Origin of the sequence: Enterococcus sp. 7F3_DIV0205, from assembly GCF_002141365.2 — a bacterium.
GTDB lineage: Bacteria > Bacillota > Bacilli > Lactobacillales > Enterococcaceae > Enterococcus_L > Enterococcus_L palustris.
Genome location: NZ_CP147244.1, coordinates 1,600,390 through 1,619,252 on the forward strand (window position 1 = coordinate 1,600,390; position 18,863 = coordinate 1,619,252).

Here is an 18,863-nt window from a genome sequence, read left to right on the forward strand (position 1 = left end):
CTACTTTCTTAATGTACATCGTATATTATACCGAATCATTCAGCATTTACAAGTTGGAACAAGTGTTTCCACTGAATGTGAAAATCAAACCTTCAACTTCTTTATTTAAATCAAGAGTGTTCGGTCTATTTCTTTAATTTTTCCTTTATTTTATCTACTAGTCGGTTGATCAAGCCATACCGATGCTGAATTTTTTCATTTGATATATATTCTTTGACGACTGCATTGATGATACCGCCTAAAATAATGATCGTTGCTGCAAAATTCAACCATAACATCAATATAATAAAGCTTCCTATGATTTGATAACTTGCGATTTTTGAGCTGAAATATTTAATATATAATCCAAAGGCTTGTGACAACAGCATCCAACCACCAGTTGCAAACACTGCACCTGGTATGATTGAGCGAAAAGACAGCTTAGCATTCGGAACAACGCGATAAATCAAACACATAATGACCAATAAAACCAAAGTCGTAATCGGCCACTTTAACGCTTGGAAGGTATCAATAAAGTCAGTTGAGAAGTGCAATATTGGTTGTAGCCAGTCTAAAATCGTTTTCCCTAAACCTAAAACACCAACGACACCTACGATTGCTATCATAAACAAGAGAATCACAAGTAAAGACATAATGCGGACAATAATAAAATTTTTACGTTGTTCAACACCAAACGCTTTATTCATTGCCGTTTGTAGCGCATTGATACTTTGACTGGCACTCCATAACGCTGCTAATGCAGAGATCGACAGTAACCCGCCAGAACGTTGGGTCAGTAGTGATTGAATTGCTGGTTTCAAATCATCAAAAATAGCTTTTGGAATGGCTTCAGCAATATAAGGTAGTACTTCGTTTGGATCGATATGTAAGTACGGCAAGAGATTTCCTACCGCAATCAGCAAAGGAAACAGGGACAACAGTAAATAGTATGCCACAACAACTGACGTATTCCCAATTTCTGAATCAATCATACGATGTTGTGTTGTTTCAATGAATCGCATTAGTTTTTCATTGCTTTTTACTTTGTCCACCAGTTTCATAAAATGCTCCTCTAATCATTAATAAGTCAATTCTTCTCCTTGAGAAGTTAAAATTTTGGGTCCATCTTTCGTAATAGCTAATGTATGTTCAAATTGGCAGCTGATACCACCATCTAAAGTGTAAGCCGTCCAACCGTTTGGATCCATCTTCATGCGCCAAGTACCTGTATTGACCATCGGTTCGATCGTGATGACCATTCCTTCTTTCAAGCGTAAGCCTTTACCCGCTTCACCGTAATGAGGAATAACTGGACTTTCATGAATCGTCGGACCAATACCATGACCTACAAAATCTCTGACAACTGACAAGTTTTCGCTTTCAACATATGTTTGAATTGCATGCCCGATATCACCAATACGATTCCCCACTTGCGCTTGCTCGATTCCAAGATACAAGGCTTTTCTGGTCACTTCCATCAAATGATCCAATTCAGGTGTTGATTCGCCTACAACATAAGCCCAACAAGAATCTGATACTGCTCCTTTCAAATCGATACACATATCGACTTTGATCAAATCACCGTCCTTTAACGGCTTTTTCCGAGGAAAACCATGACAAATTTCATCATTGATACTGCAGCATGTTGCGTATTTATAATCTTCAAAACCAATTTGAGCGGCAATCCCGCCATGGCTTTCAATAAAGTCCCTTACAAATACTTCAATATCCCAGCTTGTAACACCTGGTTTGATAAACGTACGTAAATGACGATGAACATCCGCTAATAATTCTCCTGACTCATCCATCATTTCGATTTCTCTTGGTGATTTTAGTGTAATCATTTAATAGTGTCCTCCTAAAATTTAAAAGCACAGTGGGCCTATCTAATCTTGCAGAAAAGTAGGGATATATATTTGTGACGCTTTTTATCACAGCCATATTTTATCCTTTTTCATAGAGACTAACCCGCGGAGCTAGATAATCTTCATATAAGAGTATTTTATCATAATTTGTGAAAATTTCACTGAAAAGTAGTTGTTAAAAATAGATTTCATTTATTTTTCTAGTAGTTAGCTCCCAGAAACATTGTCATATAAGCAACTTCTTGTCTTTCCTTCTTCATTTTGTAATTTACACAACCTTCATTCTTCTGATATAATCAAAGTTGTATTATTTAAAGGAGGAACACTTAATGACCTTAGCTAAAATCGTTTATGCAAGCATGACTGGAAATACAGAAGAAATCGCGGATATTGTTGCTGAAGCCCTTGAGAATTTAAATATTGAAGTCGAAATCAACGAATGTACACAGGTTGATCCTGAAGACTTTGAAGATGCAGACATCTGTGTTGTCGCAACGTACACATATGGTGATGGCGAATTACCTGATGAAATCGTAGATTTTTATGAAGAATTACAAGAAATCGATTTATCTGGAAAAACGTATGGTGTTTGTGGCTCTGGTGATACTTTTTACGATGAATTTTGTAAATCTGTGGATGACTTTGATGCTGTTTTTACAAAAATCGGTGCTACCAAAGGAGCGGATAGTGTAAAAGTTGATCTAGCTGCTGAAGAAGAAGATATTCAAAAGCTTGAAGCCTTTGCTAAAAAACTAGCAGAAGCTGTAAAATAATCATTGGCAAAAGAGGAGGGTGTCATAAAACTCGTTGAGTTTTATGACACCCTCCTCTTTTAATTGAATTTAAATATCGATATCGATTGGTTCGTCACGTTCTAATATCTGATCGATTGCTTCTTTCATCAAATGTTCAATTTGTTGATCACTTGGATGAATGATGCCAGAAGTCATCAATGCCGCAATGCCAGTTGCAACGATCCAAGTTCCCATATGAAGAGAATTGATTTCCGTATCACTCAACTTCTCATAATCTGGATCTTTTTTAACAGCATTGGAAAAATAACTATACGAAAACTCCTGCATTCTTTTTCCGCCGCCATATTCTTCTAAGTATAACGCACGGTATAATTTACTTTCGTTTTTAGCAAAATGAATATAGTTTAACGCTAAATCCACAATAGTATTTCCCGTATGGGTCACCGGAAATACTTCTTTTGCTAAATATTGATGAATCTTTTCAAATAATTCTTCTTTCAAATCATCCATATTTTTGAATTCTAAATAAATAGGTTGTGTTGAGCATTTCATTTTGGTTGCAATGTTACGTGCGGTGAATTTCGAAAAGCCTTCAGTGGCCACTACTTCGTATGCAGCATTTAAAATCTGATCTTTAGTAATTGTTTTTTTTCTTGCCATAATCTTTCAATCCCCTCTACCTATCCTTTACAACGCTTCCATATAAATACTACAGTTATTGTAACACGATTTGTTTATTCTGCAAAATACTAGTCCTCCGATTCATATTATTTTATTTGTTTGATTATACGGGACTTTCAAGAGACTTTTTTCAGAATTAAATAAGAAGATAAAGCCGTTTGATTGTTTGAGTTCAGGGGCTTTACGTGTTATGATATTGTCGATTACACGAACGAAATACTAGGAGGCTATTCTATGACATTATCAAATTTTAATGAAACATTAAAAAAATATGCCAGACTCATTGTTGAGACAGGGGTCAATGTTCAAAAAGGACATAGCATTGTTTTACAAATTAGTGTTGATCAGGCACCTTTGGCACGATTGATTACCGAAGAAGCATATAAATTAGGTGCTGGTGAAGTAATTGTTCAATGGACTGACGATATCATTCAGCGTGAATTTTTATTACATGCCGACGAAACATACTTGGAAAACATTCCACAACATAAAATAGATCAAACTGATGACTGGATCAATAAAGGTGCCAGCCGAATCAGCGTTGTTTCATCCAACCCTGATGCTTTAGCTGGTGTGGATCCGGACCGTGTAGCTACCTTCCAATCAGCTTCTGGCAAAGCCTTAGTTAATTTAAGAAAAGCTACACAATCGAACAAAGTCAGCTGGACAGTTGTAGCTGCGGCTGGTAAAGAATGGGCAGCTAAAGTGTTTCCAGACTTAAAAGATAGTGAACAGCAAGTTGACACTCTTTGGGATGAAATCTTTAAAACAACTCGTGTTTATGAAGCAGATCCAGTTGCTGCGTGGGAAGCTCATGACAATAAATTAGCTACAAAAGCAGATGAACTAAATAAAGAACAATTTAAAGCGTTACACTATACAGCACCAGGTACAGACTTAGTGATTGGTTTACCAAAAAATCATTTATGGGAAGGTGCCGGCAGCGATAATGCGCGTGGAGAAAAATTCATGGCGAACATGCCGACTGAAGAAGTTTTTACAGCTCCTGACAGCCGACGCGTTGATGGTGTTGTTTCTAGCACAAAACCATTAAGTTATGCTGGAACAACTATTTCTGGTATGAAGTTTACTTTTAAAGATGGGAAAGTAATCGATTTTTCAGCAGAACAAGGAGAAGAAGTACTAGCTAAGTTACTTGAAACAGACGAAGGTGCTCGTCATTTAGGAGAAGTTGCATTAGTTCCTGATCCATCACCAATTTCTCAGTCAGGAATCATTTTCTACAATACTTTATTTGACGAAAATGCTTCAAATCATTTAGCCTTTGGTTCAGCTTATGCATTTAATCTACAAGGTGGAACTGAAATGAGCGAAGCGGAATTAAAAGACGCTGGTCTAAACCGCAGTCATACCCATGTTGATTTCATGGTTGGATCAGATCAAATGGATATTGATGGTATTAGAGAAGACGGCACACGCGTTCCAATCTTCCGTAATGGTGATTGGGCTTAAAATGAAAAGAACGTGCTGATTAAATAAATCAGCACGTTCTTTTAGAGAGAAGACCTACGATTATGAACTATCCTAAACAACTAGTTGAAGCAGTTAAACAAAAAATGAACGGACATAATTTAGAAGGATTTCTTTCTGGTAAAGGACCTAAAAATGCAGTTTTAATGCTTATAGGAGAAGCCCCCGGAGGAACTGAAATCAAAACAAAAATTCCTTTTAGCGGCAGATCAGGCAAAAAGTTGGATGGTTGGTTAGCACAATCAGGTTTATGCCGGGAAGATATTTATATTACAAGCACGGTTAGAAGTCGACCTTTTAGTATCAAAAAAGAACTCAATAAAAAAACTGGATTCTTTGAAACAAAATATCCTAATCGAGCACCGAATAAAACAGAAGTATTAGCTTATGCGCCCTTATTGGATTACGAGATACAAATGGTTCAGCCAAAAATTCTTGTACCAATGGGTAATACTGGCTTAAAACGTTTATTGGGGAAAAATTATACAATCTCAATGTGTCATGGGCAACTGCTCCACTCACCGATTCTGATGTATTCAAATGAACAAGAACAACTTATTAAGACAAATAATACCTATACATTATTTCCAATATACCATCCTGCAGCTATTTTTTATAATCAAAAGCTTGAAACTATCATTGAATCTGATTGGTCAACTCTAGCCGCATTTATTAAGCAATATAATTAAAAGAACTGCAACTGATCTCTATTAAAAGATCAGTTGCAGTTCTTTTTAGTTATTAATATGGATAATAAAATTCAACAGTATATCCAACTTTTTTAAGATTTTTTCTTAATTCATATGTTTGATAAGCGATTGTTTTACGGTTTGCATCATACAATTCTTTATCCGCAAATTTCACGACTGAGTTAGAATCTTTGAAAAGTTTTAACCCATTATCTAAATATTTATTTGGAATGCCTAGTTTTTTAGGATCTAATTCACCAGCTACTTTAGTATTATCTCTGTATGAAGTTTTAGCTGAGAAATCAATTGTAAAGTAGTTTTTCTTCGGAACAAGTTTTACTTCAATTGCTTCTAAACGATAAGCATATCTTGACGTTCCGGAAGGGATTCCACCTTTTTCCCAGCCCATCCAGCCGAAATTCTGTGCATGAACACGATAAAAGACATCATATCTTTTTCCTAATTCACCTGTCAATTTTATTCTTATTGCTTCCAAACGTTTTGCTTGACCAGAAGTTCCTGATACTTGACCATTTTTCTTCCAGCCTTGCCAACCGATGTTTTGAATATGTGTACTGTACTGAATCTCACCACTATATGGCGAATTTTTCACTTTCAATTCAATCGCTTCTAATCTTTTGGCTTGACCAGAAGTTCCCGCTACTTGACCATTGTTTTTCCAGCCTTGCCAGCCAATATTTTGTACATGTGTGCGGTAAGTAACTGTCGGCGCTCCAGCGGCACGCTCATTTTGTGCAAATGGTTCCACTATCTCCGAATCCTCTGCTTGTAATGCATCATTTGTTTTTAGTTCCCCAAAAGGAACAACTGAAACCTCTTCTTCAGCTGCATTTCCAGTGGTTGCTCCAACAACAAAAGACAACGACAAACTTAACAACAATAAACTAACCTTTTTCATTTTCTCACTATCCTTTCTTTGTAACATAATAATTATATAATATATAGCTCTTACATTACAATAGTCATTTTAAAAAAAGAGTATCTAATTTCTACATCCCACACCTCTAAGGAATTTATATATAACTTTTAGTGTGATATTGTCAAATGGCGGATAAAATCAAGTTTTTATTCGCTATATCTGTTAATCTCTCTTTATAAAAAAATGAAAACAGTAATGAAAACATCTTACTATAATTTCATTTTTCGTCTTAGACAGTACGATATTCACAGCGATCCGTATAGATATGCACTCTAAGTACAAATAACACTATTCCCTGTATCAATTTCCAGTACTAACTCATCATTTACAAACTAAATTGCTCAAGTTGGTGAAAACTTACACTGGCATGAAACACTTATAATCATTTTTTGTACAAATAAAAAACACCTATCAAAACAACGTTTGAAAGGTGTTTTTTACGTTCCCGACTGGAATCGAACCAGCGACCTATCGCTTAGGAGGCGATTGCTCTATCCTACTGAGCTACGAGAACAGTTCATTGTTTATTTTAGAAGTCTTTTCAGTCAGTGTCAATGAAAATTAAAAAGAAAGTGATGCTGATTTAAAATCAGCATCACTTGCTCTATAACTTTTTATTTACTATTATTTTTTTTGCCTTTCAGCATTTTGACTAAATAAAGCCCACCTACAACAATAGCCAATGTTTTGCCGATTTTACCGTTTCTTGCAACTTTTTCTTCTTTGGTTTTACTCATGCTCTTCACTGCCTTTCATTTTCAGACTTCTATAAGTTTCTATATTATTTATTATAAAGATTTTAACTAAGTTCTGCTAATCATTTGCTTATACATAATGGGCTCATAGAATCTTACTAATGTTAAAAATAAAGGATATACATAGGACTACGTGACTAATTCACTTAACCCATCTTTTAAAAATAATCTGCCAAAACTGGACTCCCTTTGACTAAGCGCGCATCTAATGACTGGATTAGCTGCGTATTGCCTGTAATTTTCTCATAAAAACTCAATTCGCTACCAGTACGATAACCCATGAAAAGCTGAGTCAACGCTTGGATCGAACTTACAATCAACGCTTCATCTCTTATTTCTTCTGGGACTTGGTCAAACTTCGTTACAATACTTTCTCCTGTTTCGTTTACTTCTAATTTCCATATCCCGTTATTCCATGGACCATACTCATCTTCAACTTTAAGATAATAAACTTCTTTAATTCCAGGCGTAAAAGGATACTTATCCAAAAAATTGTTCAAATCAACAATTCTTGCCATCATAAATGGCGTGATCTCCATCTCTATTAACGGAGATGGAATTAAATAACTTAAATTTTTGCCATCAAATCCTGTTTCTAAACGAAATTCTCGTGATGAGCCATTATGAGAACCGATAAAACGGATGATAGACTGAAACGCCTGATTGGTTAAAAATCCCCATTCTTTAATGACAAAAGACTCTGCACTAGATTGGTAAATCAAGTATCCTTGTGCCTTTCCCAATTCATCTTCATATAGGGCAAACTGGTACTCTTGATTCATTCCAACCGTATAGTCCCACCACCAAGGTTCCCTGATTACCCCACCTCTTTGATGATTCGAAGAAACAGAATAGATCATTTGACAAACATCTTTTGCCTCTTCATAATTTACACGTTTCATCAAGCCAGGTTGAGATTTGACGTTTGGCCAATTGGCTGCTTTGATTGTATAGTTAATTTGTTCAAATAATTGTTCGAACCCATATTTTCTATAGAAAGGATACGAAAATGGTGCTAAGTAAGAAAGTTCAACTTTATTTTCTGCTAATTCTGCCAGTAATTGTTTCATAATAGCGGAAATACCGCCTTTCCCGCGATATTCAGGATAAGATGAAACACAGCCGATTCCAGCCATTTGATAATTTACACCATGAAACGCGACGGTAAATGGTGTAGAAATAATCTGACTTGCTAAGTTATCCTCATAAAAGAAACCATAATTCCAAGAATGTTTTACAATCTTTTTAAAACGCTCTTTTCGTTTCTCTGTACTTTCTGAATTGAATGCATACACAGCTAATTGGAACATCTCTTCCACTTGTTCTTCATTCATTCTTTTGACTCCACTCATTTCACTCACTCCTTGTCTCTCATAATTAAGGATAACGCAAATTTGGTATAGTTTAAACATATTTGACTTTTTTATAGTTTAACGATCGATCTATGTATATATGAAAATTTTCTAGAAAAACGGTTTAACATCCCTTAGTACTCTAGTATGTTTTGCTGCACTTTAATCAAAGAAAAGCGCAAAGAGAGTGCCTCTCGACACTCTCTTAATAAGATTCTTCTATCATCTGCAGCATTTTACGAAACTGACGTTTTTTAAAATACATTAAAATCGTTCCTAAGACCGCATCATTTATTTTTTGTAAAAATCCGAATGATTCCATCTTCTCTGTATAATGAATCTCACAAGATTTATCATCGATCGGTACAATTTCGTAGCCTACCGAAAAATTATTTTTAGTTGTTGATGTTTGGAAATGATAAGATGAGTTGTCGACGATTTTCTCAACTTTGATTTTTGCTCGGCTGTTTTTAGAAAATGATTTTACATATTCAAAATTGTTCAATTGTTTTTTTGTTAAACTTTTTCCAGTGTGCTTGCGAATATCAAAAAGAACAGAATCAATCACTTTTTCATAAAAGTAAGGCGCTGGAATATTCAATTTTTTTGTAATTTCCATTATTTTTTCACCTCGTTATGTTGTTTCTTTGCTTTAGATTCTTCAATCTTTCTCCCTTTAAAAAAGAAATAACCGCCAACAACTACTAAGAAAATCCCTGTTGTCATGCTTAACAAATCATATTTCATTGAAGCAGGATTTACTGTATATAAAATTATTATGAAGCCAATACTGCACATAAATAAGCCGTTTCTAACCATCTTTCATCCATCCAATCTATTTTTTAAACTGCAGCTGCTTGGAAGAACAAGACACCGCCCCAAGGTTGTGCTTTGATTATTTCTTTTGCTTTTTTAGCTGCTTCTTCTTTGTCTCCAGTTACGTCAAACGCTAATTTGATGCCTTTTTTTTCTTTAAATGTGTAAGTGAAATCGCCACCGTCATAGCTTTCTAATAATTTTTTGATTTCTTCTTGTTGCATTGCACTCGCAATTGTGATCATTTTATTCTCTCCTTAACAATAAAGCAGTTACTTTCACCTCTAAAGAGGTGAAAGTAACAGACTATTTAGTTTTATTTTATTCGAAATCAGTTGGTTCCATTCTGTTTGCCGCAATAACAAACGGTGTCCAGATAAGGAATGTGACAACCATACATACAATTGTTACGATTGGTGCTCTCCAGTCAGCTCCTGTTGCTAAGAATGATAGCAAGATTGGAGGAACAACCCATGTTACTTGTTGTGAAACTGGCGCTACTAATCCAAAGTAAGTTGCTAACCATCCGATTGTTGTTGCAACTACTGGTGCAACTAAGAATGGTACAAACATAATTGCATTTAACACGATTGGTAAACCAAACATGATTGGTTCGTTAATATTGAAGATACCAGGTCCTAATGATAATTTACCAACAGTTAGGTAATCTGCACGTTTAGAGAATAGTAAGATTGCAACGATCAAGACGATCGTACCACCTGATCCACCAAACCATGCAAATGCATCAAATGAACCACGAACCCACATATAAGCTTTTCCATCATCAATGGCTTTCAAGACAGCTGGTGTACCAGTCAATCCTTTGTAGCCTTTTTGGAAAATGTCGATATTGATTAATTGTGCTTGTCCCCAGATACCTTCTAAAACTGGTGCCAATACGTTTGGACCGTGGATACCGAAGAACCAGAAAATTTGAACGAAAATCGTTACGATCAATACAGCACCTAAACCTTGAGATAGTCCCAAGAATGGTTCTGCAATATATTTTTGAACTAAATCGATGATCAATTGTCCGTTCGTTAATTTACCTACTACAAAGTTAATAATTGCAATAACATATAACGCGATCGTTGCAGGTAAAATCGCAGCGAAAGCTTTTGATACTGCTGGCGGAACTGAATCAGGCATTTTAATTGTGATGTTCGCCAACATTAATTTACAGAAAATGATAACAGAAATAGCACCCATGATCATAACTGTGAAGTATGCATTACCATTTAAATGATCTAGTTTCAACCAACCCCAACCGCCTGCTGTTAAGCCTTCAGCTGTTGCTGACCAACCACTTGTTGCTGAGTTTTCATTGATTGTATTCATTAGTTCTTTAGGAACTGCTGTTTCTAATGTATTAGAATAAGCAAATGCGATTCCTTGAATCAATGTTGCTAAACCAACGATACCACCCGCTAAGTCATTTACTTTATACGCTCTTGCTAGGTTATAACCCCAAGAAAAGGCAAAAATCAAACCGGCAATCGCCAAAGTACCGTTCCAAACAAATCCGTTGATTCCAATAATAACGTTAATAACTGCAAAGATACCTTTATCTGCAGCAAGGTTTGCTGCATAGTCAGAGAAAAATTGTTGCGGTAAATCACGAATCATCGCATTGATCATTACGGCAATCGATCCTGCCATTGTTGCTGGCATTGTTCCGATAAAAGCGTCACGTAATGCAACTAAGTGTTTTTGCGCACCAATTTTACCGGCCACAGGTAGAATGTACTTCTCCATCCAGGCTGTTAATCCATCCATTTTTTAATTCCTCCTATAAATAATATTTATTTAAAGAGCCATTAAACTCTTTAAAACAAAGTAAGTTGTCAAAGTCCCGTTCAAAAAACTTTAACTTCTATTTTCTTCCGTTCAAAAAAGAAAATAGCCCAGATTACTCGTTATCCATCCGACGATATAAATCAATGATTTCTTTTGCTAAATCTGTAAAAGCGATCGAAGTCATTAAATGGTCTTGACTATGAACTGTCAATAACGTCACTTGAATATGATTTCCTTGTGCTTCTTGCGTTAACATTCCTGTTTGAGAATGATGTGCTTGGACTAAAGATTCTTCTGCATCAGCGATTTTTTGATCTGCTAATTCAAAGTCTCCTGCTTTAGCTGCCGCAATCGCTTCCATTGCATCGCTTTTAGCGTTCCCTCCATACATAATCAATCCCATTACTGCTTCTAAATTTTGTTGATCTTCCACGATTTGTAACTCCGTTCATTTTTTATTTTGTCTTCTTATTTGTCCATTAAAGCAATTGCTTGATCTAGAACTTTCTCACCGTTCATCATGCCATAATCTGACATGTTGATTACGTCAAAAGGAATTCCTTTAGGTGCTAATTTTTGCTCAAATTGAGATTTCATGAAACGTACTTGCGGACCTAAAAGTAATACGTTTACATCTTTGGCTTCTAAGTTATTATCTGCATCTGATGCTGATACTGCAAAAATATCTGCTTCCATTCCACGATCTTCTGCTGCTTTTTGCATTTTTGTTACCAATAAACTTGTACTCATTCCTGCTGAACATACTAACATAATTGTTTTTTTAGCCATTTTATTACACTCCTTCTAAATTAGTTGTACTTACACTTTTATATAAAGCAAGAAGCGTGCCAAAAAAATGTATAGACCAAACCCAGTGATTCTGCGGTTTTGGTCTATACATCTTGTGTACACACTAACAGGAATAAATTTACACACTAATTAATTGTGTGTGTATTCTGTTGTTGTTTTTATTTTATTTTCTAAAAATAATAGTGTCAAATGTGCAATATCCGACTCGGTAAACGCTATACGGTAGGCTTTTTCTATTACCATTAAATTAGTTCTGGTAACATCCGTTTCTAGGCGATTTTTTTTCATAAATTCAGTAAGGTTATCAAATTCTTTTGATTTCTCACCTTTCAAAATAGCATCTACTAAAAATGCAAGATGGATTACAATACCAGCATCAACACCTGGTTCAACAATAATATGCATATCTGTCTGAATTTGATGTACTGTTTTTTGCAGCATGACAATTAGCTTTTGCAGCGAATCAACTGCGGTGATCGTTCCACCTAATGATTTGACAATCTTTTCAGTTGGAACCTCATCACCTGCAATCCGCTTCAATACGTTTAATTTTTCATCATCAAAGATATCATATGCAGAAAAGAACGGGATATTCTGATATTCAACGTCAACTGTTCCAGCAATTGCTTTGATTTCATATTCTTCCATTAAACTATCGATATGCTTTTTAAACGCTTCACGTTCTAAAAACTGCATTTGAATAATTTCAACTTTGTTTTCATCGATCACAGGTAAAATGCGTTGATATAATTTTGCCGCAACGCCTTCGCCAGTGAAACATGTAACAACCACTGCTTTTTTTACATCCTCACGATTTTGCGGACTACTGCGGAATTGTTCTCTAATGATACTTTCAAACGACATTTGGATGTTTTGATAAATATCTTCTAAACTTCTTCCCACACTTGCCATTCGAATCGCTTCTAACACGATCATCGTGCTAGTCATTGTGATGGCTTTCGTTCGAATCCCAGTTTCTTCAAAAATCAGGTTTCCAAAAGAATTCAATGAACCCATATCCGTTAAAAGCAACATCCCGTTCACAAGTTTTTCACGATGACTCAATACAAAACTTTTCAGTTGTTCGTACATTGTCTGAACTTCCATCGTTAGCGGCATATTCATTGCGACACCAGTTTCTGTTCCAAGCAATTCTTGCGCTGTTTTCAGCATACTTGAAGCAGTTGAATCGCCATGCATCAACACAACAACACCAACGTTATTTTCATGGACTTTTTCTTTACTGCCCACATTGATCGATAAAAACATACTGATAAATCCAATCTCATCAAAAGGAATTTCAATATTGTTCTCTTCTTCAATGATAGCAGATAAATCCATAGCGACTTGAAACTCTTTCTTCATTTTCTTACGAACATTATTTAAATTAGGATGGACTATCACATGTCCTTCTTTCACTCGATCGATCGTACTTTGTAAGTGTAAGGCAAAAGCAAAGCGGGCCTTTTCATTGTATGTGCGCTCTAGTCTTTTTTCTGCGATATCGTATAAACGATCTGTCAGCTTCCAAATTGGTTCTGGCAATAATTCTTTATGCACAGGATTTTGTGTAAGTTCATCTACATAAGTTTGAAAATAAGCATCCATGTCACTAGAAATTAATTGTTCTAAATTGACATTTTCCAGTTCATTCGCTGATAACGTTGCAACTTTTTCTTCAATTTCATTATAGACTTGCATGTCTCGAGCTGGATCTTGTGACCAGACAACTTCATTTGTTCCCGGCTCAAAACTTAGATAATTACTTTTACTATCAACAAAACGATCTAAACGATCAGAAACCTCTTTGATTTTTAATAAACCTTTTTGCACTTGGAGTGGTAAATCTCTTTTTTGGATCACTAAACTGGATTCATTATGTGTACGATAATGTAGAAAAGATTTTGCGCACACAAGTTTCAAATCTCTTTTAACTTGCCCAATATTTCCTTCTGCATCATAAAGCATAAAAGCCAAAATCGCTTCTCTTTTAATATCGATTCGTTGATTTAAGCGGTTTGCTTCTTGTTTGATAAACAAGGAGATAATATCGTAGCGCTCATCAAGTGAACGTGCATCTAAAGATGGCAACGTGATCGCCATTGGAATTCTGCGATTAAAAGTCGTCAAAAAACTCTCAGATGATTCTGTGGTTGCACCAATGATTTGAACAGATGCTTCATATGTTTGACCACTTTCACCGAGTGGACGATAGACCCCTTTATCAATAAAAGTAAATAGCATTTCTTGACCTTCTGGCGGTAAACGATGGATTTCATCAAGGAATAGAATTCCACCATCTGCTTTCGACATCAAACCTGGACTATCTTCATTGGCGCCAGTATAAGCCCCTTTTTTCACACCAAAAATATGCCCAAATAGTAATTGAGGATTTTGTGCGTAATCCGCACAGTTAAACGAAACAAAAGGAGCATCAGCTGCTAAGGTCTTAGAATCAACTGCAAAATGGTACATACATTCCGCAAACAATGATTTTCCGGTTCCCGTTTCACCAAAAATAATTGTATGTAAGCCGCGAGGCGGATATAAAATTGCGGCTTTTGCTTGTTGGATGCTGACTTTTAAAGAATCCTGCGCTCCAACTAAGTTATCAAATGTTACTTCACTAGAATTATCGACATGGACTTTGTCTTCTTCGGTTACAACTGAATAAATGACTGGACGGCCATCGCTTTTAATGATTTTGTGTTCTTTGAACAATTCACTTAAGTAGCGGCTGGCATTGCTTCGATCGATTGCCAGCTCATTTGCGACATCAGCCGCTGTCATACCTTGTTTTTTTGATTCTAAAACTGCTAAAATCTCGTCTTTTCTAGATTTCATGGATAGCCTCCTTAAATCATGACGTTCTTACTTATTAATTATAGCTCAGGTTTAGACGATTTCCGTCTAGCCCCTTTATTTTTATTGTTTTTTGGGCGGTTTTTAGGCTTTGCTGTCTTTTTGGTTGGTACTTGTTTTTCAGCCTGCTCTTTTTTTGCCGATCCATTTGGACTTCCTGCTTTTTCTTCAGAAGAACTTTTTTCTTTCCTAGTCAGGTGGATTGCGCCATCATAAAGAAAAATTTCCTTTGAAGGAAGCTCTATTTTTTTCATTAATCGTTGATAATCTCTTTTGGTTGCATCGTTCACAAACGTAATGACAGAACCTGCTGCACCCATACGTCCAACACGGCCAGCCCGATGAATATAACTTTCTTCGGACAATGGGACTTCAGCATTCACAACAAAAGGAATCGCTTCAAAGTCTAAACCTCTAGCAGCAATATCCGTTGTTAAAAGCATGACTGCTCTTTTTTTAGAAAATTGATCGATCGCTAATTTACGCAGTGTTTTATTTTGATCTGAAGCAAGCCCTGCTACTGCTAACCCTTCATAAATCAGTTTTTCTTCGACTGAACCTAAATCAGCAACTTGATTAAAGAAAACCATCGCACGAAAATCAGATGTATACGCTAAGCTTCTTAAAAAATCACTTTTTTTTCTAGGAGAGAGTGCCATAAAATAATGATTCACAACACCACCAGATTGATCTTCATCCATTACATCAATGATTGTCAGCTGATCTGTTAGTTTTTGGGCTTCTTCTACTACTCGATCAGCCGTCGCCGAATAAAAGACTAACTGAAATTCTGTTGGTGCACTAGCTAAAATTTGTTTGGTTAGATTCAGCTCTTTTTCGTGAAACAGCTGATCTACTTCGTCCATTACAACAGTCTGCAGCAAATGACTTTTGATTTTCTTTGTTTTGATCAGTTCCAATACACGCCCAGGTGTTCCAACCAAAATTTCTGGTTTCTTTTTTAACTTTTCGATTTGACGGCCAACATTGGCTCCACCAATCAGACTTTGAGTTTTCAATTGAAGTAATGTCGCCCAATCACGTACAACTTGACTGATTTGCACTGCTAATTCTTGCGAAGGCGCTAAAATCAATAGCTGACTGCCTTGGTCTTTTTCTACATTCAAAAGAAGTGGTAAAACATACGCTAACGTTTTACCTGATCCCGTTGGAGAAATCCCCAAAACATTTTCTTTTTCTTTCAAAGGTTGGAAGCTTTTTTCTTGAATCATCGATGGCTCGCTAAAACCAGAAGCCTGCCAATGTTCTTGCCAAGCTTCTGGTAAATTTTTGATAAATGTCATAATAGTCCTTTCCTCATTAAAACAGGTTTTCTTTGTCCGCATCAAACTCGATACCGGCACTTTTTCTTAATGTTGTTACTACTTTATTTACATTACGTGATAGTTCTACCCATTCTTCATAACGAATTCCCATAGTTGGATCGTTAGGATTTTCAAGTACATCGGCAAAATCATGGGCTTCTTCGATCATTGGATTTTCTTCAGTTGTAAGCTCAATGATATCACGTTCTTGGTGATTACGATCATGAAATTCGGCTTTAGAGATCGCATTTACACTATCTAAAATCAATGTTCCCCCATCAAAATAAATTTCAGAGTCTAAGAATGAATCTGCGTTTTTTCCAGTCTGCAAGGTTACATCAAATAAGTCATATCTCAAAATTGCCGTACCAATCCCATCAACATCTGTTGGGATTTTTCTTGCAAAATAATGGCTTTCATTCGGCATACCAAACCAACCAACAGCAGCATAGACTAAATAGACACCAAGATCTGCCATAGCGCCTCCTGAAAAATGTGGCGAAAAGATATTTGGTTCTTGACCATCAAGCACTTGGTCATATCGTGAAGAATATTTCATATAGGTAAAGTTTGCACCAATAATTTTATTTTTTAATGGTAATAAATCCCCAATTTTTTTGAAACTTTTCTCATGAATATTGCGGGCTGCTTCAAAAAAGAAGACTTTTTGCTGATTTGCTAGCTCAATGATCTCCTCCATTTCAGCAGGCGTTGAGAAGGCTGGTTTTTCCACAATAATATTTTTTCCTGCCAAAATCCCTTGTTTTGCTTGTTCAAAATGTAGGGAATTAGGTGACGCAATATAAACTGTATCCATATGAGCAATACCGAAAAATGTCTTTAAATCCGTTGCATACTCAACATCGCCGTATTCCTCACCAAATTTTTGAGCAGTTTCCAGCTTTCGTGAATAAACAGCTGTTAAATCATAGCGCTTAGTTTCCAGTGCTGCCTTTACAAATTGATGACTAATCCAGTTTGTTCCAATAATACCTAAGTGAATCATCTTTACCCTCACCTTTCTGAATTTGGATCTTCAAACGTTTTTGCGACATCAAATGGTACTTGATGTTCTATTGCTATTGTATCAGGAGTGATAGAACAATTGTAAGCAATCACACTTAGACCTTGTTTTTGCCCTGATACAATCATTTGCGCTAAAGCTGGCTGCATGTTTGTATGGATCGTCGCTACTTTTACATTCTCAAATTGGACAACAAACAACACATAGCTTTGATAGCCTTCTTTCATCGCTTCGATCAACTCAGTGACATGCTTCAAGCCGCGTAATGTTGGAGCATCTGGAAAGGCACCTAAGGCATGATTTTCTAAGGTCATTCCTTTCACTTCTACAAACGCTTTATTGCCAGTATCTGTCTCTACTAATAAATCGAATTGTGACTGGGCAAAACGTTTTTCTCTTTTTACCGAGACGATGTTCCCTTTTAATTCTGGCAAAATGATCGTACCATCTTGAATGGCTTGAGCAGCTAGTGCATTAGGAACTTGGCTATCGATATTAAACCAAGCAGTTCCTTTCTTGACTGCAATCAAATCATAATCTGTCTTTCTCTTTGGTGAAGGTTGATAAGATAACGCAACCTCCACTTCTGGAAAAAATAGTTCTTTACATCTACCAGTATTTTTTACGTGAACCGTTACCATTTCACCTGTTTCTTGCAAACGGCACTGGGCAATAAAGCGGTTTGGTCTATCAATAAAATGTGCGATATGCACGTTTGGATATGTAATCATTGTAACACCCTTTCTTCAAAACAATACCATATTTTGAATGAAAAAGCATCGTCAAACTTTTCAGACAAAACCGCTCATGTTTAAAGGGTTTTTGAATCGACAACGCTACTCCAATGTAACAATCATTACGACTTCATTAAGTTTTTTTATAAGAAGAGATTTTCGAATAGTTTGTTTTTTAATTTCGTGCTATGATTGTTTTAGAGGAGAATGATAGTATGAAAAAACATTGGTCATTATTTTTAGGTGCATCGCTTATTACAGGTATTGCTGGCTCATTATTCTTGAAAAAGAAACAAGCGAATCAGCAGCCTGATTCAGATATTCCTAATTTATATAAAAGTTATTTAGGTAGTTGGTGGTTTGTCAATAAACAAAAAGCCACACAACATACATTGAAGATCGAAGATGATCTTCAGATTATTATTGATGGTAAAGAATTACGCTATATGCTAGTTGAATTAACAAACAAACGACTAGTTGCTCAAGATGAGTATGGCTATCATTTAATTATTCAATGTCTAAATGATAAACCCGCTTCCTTATATGATGAAGCCGACGATGCCACTTATGTTTTGGAAGCAACTGATTCTTTAGAGTGTCCAACAGAACAGTAAAAGAAGCGATTCCCCATAATGCGCTTATGCGGGACGCTTCTTTTTATTTTCAGTTATTTTAAAGTTCATCGATTTGTTTGCGTTCTTTCATTTTACTTAATTTTCCTTCTCGTTTCATCAATTCCGTTTTGATTTCTTCTAAAGTGACACCTTGTTCAACTAATAGCACTAACATATGATAAATTAAATCAGAGGTTTCGGTGATTACTTCTGCTTGATTATTTTTAGCTGCAATGATTACCTCTGTCGCTTCTTCTCCGACTTTCTTTAGGATTTTATCTAGTCCTTGGTCGAATAAATAATTGGTGTATGAACCTTCTTTAGGAACTTTTTTACGTTCTAGTATCTCTTGGTAAAGTGTATCAAGCATATTT

The 18,863-nt window shown here is 35.9% G+C and carries 21 protein-coding genes and 1 tRNA gene; 4 read left to right on the plus strand and 18 right to left on the minus strand.

Annotated features, from left to right (window positions below):
* Positions 1 to 125: 125 nt before the first annotated feature.
* The gene (locus tag A5821_RS07545; RefSeq protein WP_086313957.1) at positions 126 to 1,040 is read right to left on the minus strand and encodes a YihY/virulence factor BrkB family protein; all 915 of its coding nucleotides are present in this window, start codon (positions 1,038 to 1,040) and stop codon (positions 126 to 128) included.
* Between the two features lie 18 nt (positions 1,041 to 1,058).
* Positions 1,059 to 1,823 (minus strand): type I methionyl aminopeptidase, encoded by a 765-nt coding sequence (map, locus tag A5821_RS07550; protein ID WP_086313958.1) that lies wholly within the window; start codon positions 1,821 to 1,823, stop codon positions 1,059 to 1,061.
* Positions 1,824 to 2,173: 350 nt separating this feature from the next.
* On the opposite strand from map, the gene A5821_RS07555 reads away from it, so the two are divergent.
* On the plus strand, positions 2,174 to 2,617 hold the full coding sequence (locus A5821_RS07555; protein ID WP_086313959.1) for a flavodoxin: 444 nt from the start codon (positions 2,174 to 2,176) through the stop codon (positions 2,615 to 2,617).
* A 69-nt stretch (positions 2,618 to 2,686) separates the two neighbouring features.
* Here A5821_RS07555 and A5821_RS07560 read toward each other — a convergent pair whose 3' ends face one another.
* On the minus strand, positions 2,687 to 3,259 hold the full coding sequence (locus A5821_RS07560) for a TetR/AcrR family transcriptional regulator (RefSeq protein ID WP_086313960.1): 573 nt from the start codon (positions 3,257 to 3,259) through the stop codon (positions 2,687 to 2,689).
* A gap of 255 nt (positions 3,260 to 3,514) precedes the next feature.
* On the opposite strand from A5821_RS07560, the gene A5821_RS07565 reads away from it, so the two are divergent.
* The gene (locus tag A5821_RS07565; RefSeq protein WP_086313961.1) at positions 3,515 to 4,753 is read left to right on the plus strand and encodes an aminopeptidase; all 1,239 of its coding nucleotides are present in this window, start codon (positions 3,515 to 3,517) and stop codon (positions 4,751 to 4,753) included.
* A 62-nt stretch (positions 4,754 to 4,815) separates the two neighbouring features.
* Entirely contained in the window at positions 4,816 to 5,460 is a 645-nt protein-coding gene (locus A5821_RS07570; protein WP_086313962.1) for a uracil-DNA glycosylase, read from the plus strand.
* 52 nt (positions 5,461 to 5,512) lie between these two features.
* Here A5821_RS07570 and A5821_RS07575 read toward each other — a convergent pair whose 3' ends face one another.
* From A5821_RS07575 to sfsA, 14 genes are all read right to left on the minus strand, one after another.
* A complete protein-coding gene (locus tag A5821_RS07575) occupies positions 5,513 to 6,379 on the minus strand; it encodes an Ig domain-containing protein (protein ID WP_170922971.1) in 867 nt (288 codons plus the stop codon).
* A gap of 461 nt (positions 6,380 to 6,840) precedes the next feature.
* A tRNA-Arg gene (locus tag A5821_RS07580) sits at positions 6,841 to 6,914 on the minus strand.
* 100 nt (positions 6,915 to 7,014) lie between these two features.
* A complete protein-coding gene (locus tag A5821_RS07585) occupies positions 7,015 to 7,137 on the minus strand; it encodes a hypothetical protein (protein WP_086313964.1) in 123 nt (40 codons plus the stop codon).
* A gap of 176 nt (positions 7,138 to 7,313) precedes the next feature.
* Entirely contained in the window at positions 7,314 to 8,507 is a 1,194-nt protein-coding gene (locus A5821_RS07590) for a GNAT family N-acetyltransferase (RefSeq protein ID WP_249921844.1), read from the minus strand.
* A gap of 205 nt (positions 8,508 to 8,712) precedes the next feature.
* A complete protein-coding gene (locus tag A5821_RS07595) occupies positions 8,713 to 9,126 on the minus strand; it encodes a DUF3284 domain-containing protein (RefSeq protein ID WP_086313965.1) in 414 nt (137 codons plus the stop codon).
* The gene (locus A5821_RS07600) at positions 9,126 to 9,326 is read right to left on the minus strand and encodes a DUF3188 domain-containing protein (protein WP_086313966.1); all 201 of its coding nucleotides are present in this window, start codon (positions 9,324 to 9,326) and stop codon (positions 9,126 to 9,128) included. The genes A5821_RS07595 and A5821_RS07600 overlap by 1 nt, the downstream gene beginning before the upstream one ends.
* Positions 9,327 to 9,349: 23 nt before the next feature.
* Positions 9,350 to 9,568: a hypothetical protein gene (locus A5821_RS07605; protein WP_086313967.1), complete on the minus strand. Its 219-nt coding sequence runs from the start codon at positions 9,566 to 9,568 to the stop codon at positions 9,350 to 9,352.
* A gap of 76 nt (positions 9,569 to 9,644) precedes the next feature.
* Entirely contained in the window at positions 9,645 to 11,099 is a 1,455-nt protein-coding gene (locus A5821_RS07610) for a PTS sugar transporter subunit IIC (protein WP_086313968.1), read from the minus strand.
* Positions 11,100 to 11,232: 133 nt separating this feature from the next.
* Positions 11,233 to 11,553: a PTS lactose/cellobiose transporter subunit IIA gene (locus tag A5821_RS07615; RefSeq protein ID WP_010764086.1), complete on the minus strand. Its 321-nt coding sequence runs from the start codon at positions 11,551 to 11,553 to the stop codon at positions 11,233 to 11,235.
* A gap of 35 nt (positions 11,554 to 11,588) precedes the next feature.
* Positions 11,589 to 11,909, minus strand: coding sequence for a PTS sugar transporter subunit IIB (locus A5821_RS07620; RefSeq protein ID WP_010764085.1), 321 nt, complete (start codon positions 11,907 to 11,909; stop codon positions 11,589 to 11,591).
* 150 nt (positions 11,910 to 12,059) lie between these two features.
* Positions 12,060 to 14,774: a sigma 54-interacting transcriptional regulator gene (locus A5821_RS07625; protein ID WP_086313969.1), complete on the minus strand. Its 2,715-nt coding sequence runs from the start codon at positions 14,772 to 14,774 to the stop codon at positions 12,060 to 12,062.
* Between the two features lie 38 nt (positions 14,775 to 14,812).
* Positions 14,813 to 16,096 (minus strand): DEAD/DEAH box helicase, encoded by a 1,284-nt coding sequence (locus A5821_RS07630; RefSeq protein WP_086313970.1) that lies wholly within the window; start codon positions 16,094 to 16,096, stop codon positions 14,813 to 14,815.
* Positions 16,097 to 16,112: 16 nt separating this feature from the next.
* Complete coding sequence (locus tag A5821_RS07635; RefSeq protein ID WP_086313971.1) at positions 16,113 to 17,123, minus strand: Gfo/Idh/MocA family protein; 1,011 nt, start codon at positions 17,121 to 17,123, stop codon at positions 16,113 to 16,115.
* Positions 17,124 to 17,131: 8 nt separating this feature from the next.
* Positions 17,132 to 17,869 carry a DNA/RNA nuclease SfsA gene (gene sfsA / locus A5821_RS07640; protein WP_170923005.1) on the minus strand — a complete coding sequence of 246 codons (738 nt, stop codon included), beginning with the start codon at positions 17,867 to 17,869 and terminating at the stop codon, positions 17,132 to 17,134.
* A 221-nt stretch (positions 17,870 to 18,090) separates the two neighbouring features.
* On the opposite strand from sfsA, the gene A5821_RS07645 reads away from it, so the two are divergent.
* A complete protein-coding gene (locus tag A5821_RS07645) occupies positions 18,091 to 18,489 on the plus strand; it encodes a DUF4828 domain-containing protein (RefSeq protein WP_086313973.1) in 399 nt (132 codons plus the stop codon).
* Positions 18,490 to 18,547: 58 nt separating this feature from the next.
* Here A5821_RS07645 and hisE read toward each other — a convergent pair whose 3' ends face one another.
* On the minus strand, positions 18,548 to 18,859 hold the full coding sequence (gene hisE / locus A5821_RS07650) for a phosphoribosyl-ATP diphosphatase (RefSeq protein WP_086313974.1): 312 nt from the start codon (positions 18,857 to 18,859) through the stop codon (positions 18,548 to 18,550).
* Between the last annotated feature and the right edge of the window lie 4 nt (positions 18,860 to 18,863).